The sequence below is a fragment of the Kitasatospora sp. NPDC059827 genome, from assembly GCF_042731675.1.
Classification (GTDB): Bacteria; Actinomycetota; Actinomycetes; order Streptomycetales; family Streptomycetaceae; genus Kitasatospora.
The window spans coordinates 1-5,288 of record NZ_JBHWIV010000165.1; the positions used below are offsets into that span (position 1 = coordinate 1).

3 protein-coding genes are annotated in these 5,288 nt (G+C 74.7%); 1 reads left to right on the forward strand and 2 read right to left on the reverse strand.

Annotation, left to right across the window (positions count from 1 at the left end):
- The first annotated feature begins 241 nt into the window (after positions 1-241).
- The gene (locus ACFV8H_RS41090; protein ID WP_380409857.1) at positions 242-2,572 is read left to right on the forward strand and encodes an ATP-binding protein; all 2,331 of its coding nucleotides are present in this window, start codon (positions 242-244) and stop codon (positions 2,570-2,572) included.
- A gap of 108 nt (positions 2,573-2,680) precedes the next feature.
- On the opposite strand, the gene ACFV8H_RS41095 is transcribed toward ACFV8H_RS41090, so the two are convergent.
- Together ACFV8H_RS41095 and ACFV8H_RS41100 are read right to left on the reverse strand one after the other, a co-directional pair.
- Positions 2,681-3,391, reverse strand: a complete 711-nt coding sequence (locus ACFV8H_RS41095) for a DUF6193 family natural product biosynthesis protein (protein ID WP_380409858.1) — start codon at positions 3,389-3,391, stop codon at positions 2,681-2,683.
- Between the two features lie 222 nt (positions 3,392-3,613).
- A complete protein-coding gene (locus ACFV8H_RS41100) occupies positions 3,614-5,008 on the reverse strand; it encodes a TolB family protein (RefSeq protein WP_380409860.1) in 1,395 nt (464 codons plus the stop codon).
- Positions 5,009-5,288: the final 280 nt, after the last annotated feature.

Here is a 5,288-nt window from a genome sequence, read left to right on the forward strand (position 1 = left end):
GCGGTCCCCCCGTAACCGCGCCTCGCCGCCGGACCGGCCGACCGGCAGCCGTTGCCGGACCGCCGGACGGGCCCGACACCGTCGGGCCAAGCCTTCATCCTCGCCCCGGGCCGAGGACGACGACCACGACGTTGACCTGACGTTGACCTGACACTTGGCCCCCGGGGGACTACGCTCAGGCGCGATCCGGGTCAGCCGGGCGGGGCGGCGACACGGTGCGCAGGGGATCCGGAGGGAACGGGTGGGGGCTGCTGCTTTCGCCGCGCTGCTGCGCGAGCGACGTCTGTCGGTGGGGTGGAGCCAGGACGAACTGGCCGACCGCTCAGGGGTGTCGGCCCGGTCGATCAGCGCGCTGGAGGCCGGTGGCCGCCGACCGCGGATGTCCTCGGTGGTCCGGCTCGCCGAGGCCCTCGGCGTCGACCCGGACACCCGGGCCCACTGGCTGGCCGCCGCCCGGGAGGCCGATGCGCCGGCCGATGCGCCCGTCCCGGAGAGCAGGCCGCCCTCCCCACCAGCCTCCCCGGGGGCCTCGGGCCCGCAGCAACTCCCCATGGCGATCCGGCACTTCACCGGCCGGGCCGGTGAACTCCGGGCCCTCGACGCCCTGCTCGCCGACGTGACCCCCGGCTGCGGCGCGGTCGTGATCTCGGCGATCGCCGGCACCGCCGGCGTGGGCAAGACCACCCTCGCCGTGCACTTCGCCCACCGGGTGGCCGACCGCTTCCCCGACGGCCAACTCTTCGCCAACCTGCGCGGGTTCGACCCGGCCCGGGCCCCGGTCGACGCCGCCGACGTGGCCCGCGGCTTCCTGGACGCCCTGGGCGTCCCGGCCCTGCGGATCCCCGCCGACCCGGACGGGCAGCTCGCGCTCCTGCGCAGCCGGCTGGCGGGCACCCGGACGCTGATCGTCCTGGACAACGTCCGGGAGGCGGAGCAGGTCCGCCCGCTGCTGCCGGGCTCCACCACCTGCCTGGTCGTGGTCACCAGCCGCAACCGGCTGCCCGGCCTGGTCGCCCTGGACGGCGCGGTGCCGATCGCCCTGGACGTGCTCTCCCGCGAGGAGGCCCGCGAACTGTTCGCCCGCCGCCTCGGCACGACCACCGTCGCCGAACAGCCGGACGCGGTCGACGAACTGATCGAGCTGTGCGCCCGGCTGCCGCTCGCCCTCAACATCGCCGCCGCCCGGGCCGCCGACCACCCCGGCACCCCGCTCGGCGTGTGGGCGCGCGAACTGCGCGACTCCCGGGCCCGCCTGGACCTGCTGTCGGCGGGCGACAGCCACGCCGACGTCCGCCTGGTGCTCTCCTGGTCCTACCACGCCCTGGCCCCGCAGGCCGCCCGGCTGTTCCGGCTGCTCGGCCTGCACCCGGGCCCCACCATCAGCGTGCCGGCGGCCGCGAGCCTCACGGGCCGCCCGCCGACCGAGACCCGCGCCCTGCTGGAGGACCTGCACCGGGCCCACCTGATCACCGCGCCCGAGCCCGGCCGGTACACCTTCCACGACCTGTTGCGCGCGTACGCCGCCGAACAGGCGGCCGCCCTCGAACCACCGCAGGGCCGGGCGGGGGCGACCCGGCGGATGCTCGACCACTACCTCCACACCGCCCACCGCGCGGCCTGCCTCGCCTACGCCGACGACGCCTCCTGGCACCCGCTCGACCTCGCCCGCCCCGCCGCCGGAGTGACGCCCGAGCAGCTCGCCGACCGGCAGCAGGCGCTCGCCTGGTACCGGGAGGAACAGCCCGTGCTGGAACGGGTCGTCGACGCCTCGCACGCGGCCGGGGCCGACCTGTACACCTGGCAACTGGTCGGCGCCCAGGTGCCCTACCTGCTCAAGTCGGGCCTGTGGCAGCAGTGGCAGCGCGCCGGCGAGACCGCGCTGGCCGCCGCCCGACGCGCCGACGACCCCGACCGCCGGGCCCACGCCCACCGCTGGCTCGGGCAGGTGCACCGCTCCCAGGACCGCCAGCCCGAGGCCCAGCGCGAACTACGCCTGGCCCTGGCCCTGTTCGAGGAGACCGGCGACCGGCCGCGCGAGGGCCGCACCAGGCTCGACCTCGCCATCGCCCACGGCGAGGTCCGGGACGACGCCGAGGCGGTGGCCGAGTCCCGACGGGCCCTGGCCCTGTTCGAAGAACTCGGCGACCCCTCCGGACAGGCCCTCGCCCTCAACAGCATCGGCTGGTACCTGGCCCAGCAGGGCGAGCTGCGCGCCGCGCTCACCCACTGCCGGCGCGCCCTGGACCTCGCCCGCGAGGCCGGCAACCTGCCCGGCCAGTCCTCCATCTGGGACAGCATCGGCTACATCCACCACCGACTCGGCGAGTACCGCGAGGCCCTGCCCGCCTACCACGAGTCCCTGAACCTGCGGCGGGCGGTCGGCGACTACTTCCTCCAGGCCGACATCCACACCCACCTCGGCGACACCCACCTCGCCCTCGGCGACCGGGAATCCGCCCGAGCCGACTGGACCCGCGGCCTGGCCATCCTGGACGACCTCCAGCACCGCGACGCCGAAGCCGTCCGGGCCCGCCTCCACCGCCTCGACACCGCCCCGGACACGGACCGATAGCCGGCCGCACCACACCGGCACGTGATCGACGGCCCCGAGCGGGAGTTCACCGACCTGGGGTGAGCACCCCACCCCTCGGATCCCGAGCCGAGCCGCTCGAACGACGCTCTAACGCGCCGCTCCGATCCCCTCCGGCAGGACGGCCGCCACGAAGGCGACGGCCTCCTCCGGCGTCTCGAAGCGCGCGAGCAACTCTCCCCGGTTCCGTACCCCGTAGAACCCCTCGTCGTGCGGCCAGATCATGGGCCCGACCCTTGTCGTGGGCCCGTTCACCGTGATGCTGGTGGAGAACCCGAGGTTGAAGTGGCTGGTCACCGGCATCAGTCGGCGGAGCACCGGCTGGGCGTACGCCGCCGCCAACAGCGCATGCACGCGCGGGAACCGGTTCATCGGCGGCATGTGGATGCCGTCGAGTCTGCGGCACCACGCCAGCTCGACAGCGCCGAGCGGCTCCCGCTCGTGCGCGAGGGCCCAGGGGCGGAACTCGATGCACGGAGCCTGCTCCCTGGTTCCCGCGAGCCCCGCTCCACCGGTCCAGGCCACCACCGCCCTGACCACCTCGGCCGGATCGGTGGTCGACCCGCCGGCCAGGCACCGGCCATCGCTCTGGAGGTACACCCAGAAGGTCCGACGCTGCTCGTCGGTCGGACGCACCCACACCCGCCGGTTGAGCTTCGCGTCGACGTACACAGCTGTGCCCCTCCACGGTCCTTCGTGCTCAGGCAGAACGACCCCTAGGCCGTCCGCCGCACGCAGCAACCTCTCCCCGAGCGTCACGCCACCCCGATTGTCCTCGCCGGACCCCACCTCGAAACTCATCCGGCCAGTATGCCGCCGAGCGCATCGACGGCCTCCGTCCCTCAGGCTCCGGCCCTCCTCACCTCGGGCCGGGCGCCGGCCGGGGTCGATGCCTTCTGCTCCGACGGTGCGTGCCGAGGGCTGTGACGGCGGCGCGTCGCAGCTGTTGGTCCACCTGCCGGCCCTCCCCGTTCGACGGTGTCGGGGCACGCTGCCGCCGGGGTGGCCGGCAGGTGGTCCGTCTCACGGGCGGCGCAGGAAGACGTCCTGGAGGAGGTTGGTGTCCCCCGGGACGAGGTTGCCGTCGTCGGCGTTGAAGATCACCGTGTCGCCGGTGGCGTCGACCCGGGGGGCGGAGGAGGCGGCCGTGCTCTGGGCGCCGTCGCGGGTGAGGCTGACCCGCTCGGTCGTCCCGGTCCGCAGGTCGCGGCGGAAGACGTCGACGGCGCCGTTGGTGTCGCCGGGGACGAGGTTGTCGGCGGTGGAGTCGAAGTAGACCCAGCGGCCGTCGGCGGTCATCTCGCCGCCGGAGGAGTCGCCGTCCGGTGTGCTGCCCGACAGCCCGGTGTCGACCTGGGTGGTCCGGCCGGTGGCCAGTTCGTGGGCGTACACGTCCAGTCGGGTGCCGCTGTGGCCGGGGCTGCCCTGGCCGTAGGTCGCGAGGGAGTAGAGCAGGTAGCGGCCGTCCCGGCTGATCCGGGCGTCGTGGGCGGCGTCGCCCAGGTGCCCGGCCGCGTCCAGGCTGCCGGCGGTGATCCGGCCGGTGCCGGCCTTCCAGACGTAGTAGGGGTAGTAGTGCGGCCGGGCCAGTACGGGGGCCTTGGCGGCGGCCGGGGTCGGGGGCGCGGTGGCGGCCGGGGTCGCGGCGGGGAGCAGGTTGCCCGCCCGGGAGCCGAAGGAGACGGTGGAGCCGTCGGCGCTGATCGTCGGGTCGAAGGAGTTGGCCTCGGCGGCCGTGCCGTCCGCGCCGATGGTGACCAGGCGGCTGGTGCCGGTCCGGCGGTCGGTGACGTAGACGTTGTTCTGGCCGGTGATCGCCGCGCCGGTGGCGAGGTCGCCGCGGTTGGACACGTAGGCGACGTAGCGGCCGTCCCGGCTGATCGACGGGCTCTCGGCGTCGTAGCGGCTCTGGTCGTCGGTAGTGGGCAGGCCGCCCGCGGTGACCAGTTCGGTGCGGCCGGTCCAGCGGTCGCGGACGTAGATGTCGCTGCGGTGCCCGGCACCGCCGGGCAGCACGTTGGTCGCGCTGGCGCTGAACGCCACGTACCGGCCGTCACCGCTGATCGAGGCCTGGAAGGTCATGGCGTTCAGCTTGGATCCGTCGTCGGCGACGCTGACCCGCTCGACGTGGCCGTTGCGGAGGTCCCGGACGTAGATCTCGACGGTGTTCGGAGTACCGGGTAGGGGCAGCAGGTTGGTGGCGGTCGAGGAGAACAGGGCGTAGCGGCCGTCGTCGCTCAGGCCGAGGGCGGTCGAGTAGCCGTCGAGCTGTTCGCCCTTGGGGCCTTCGCTGACCCGGGCGGTCTCGCCCTTGAGCGGCCGGGCCTCGGCGGCGGGCATCGCGGCGCCGACCGCGAGGGCGGCCACCAGGACGGCGGCGGCGCGGGCCGACCGGCGACGGGTGCGGGCGGTGGTCATGGATCATCCTCCCCAGATGACGGTGCCGGGCCCGAACACCCCCCGCAGCCCGGTTCGGGACGAGCCAACCGCCCGCCCGGACGGCCGGTCAACGACCGTGGGCCAGGTCGTCCGGAAACACGCCACCGCCGGGGTTTCCGGCCGAAACCTCCCGCTCCGCTACGCCGCCGGGGCCAGGGTCCGTCTTCAAACTCCCGTCGTCCGCCCGGAGAGCGGGCGGGGCGGCGTTGGGGTGCGTGCATCGCAAGGCGGAGGAGGGAGCCCAATGCAGCGCATTGGC

Excerpts from the sequence above, each read along its gene's own strand:
- ACFV8H_RS41095 (WP_380409858.1), bottom strand. The coding sequence starts at position 3,391 with ATGAGTTTCGAGGTGGGGTCCGGCGAGGACAATCGGGGTGGCGTGACG.
- ACFV8H_RS41100 (WP_380409860.1), bottom strand. The coding sequence starts at position 5,008 with ATGACCACCGCCCGCACCCGTCGCCGGTCGGCCCGCGCCGCCGCCGTC.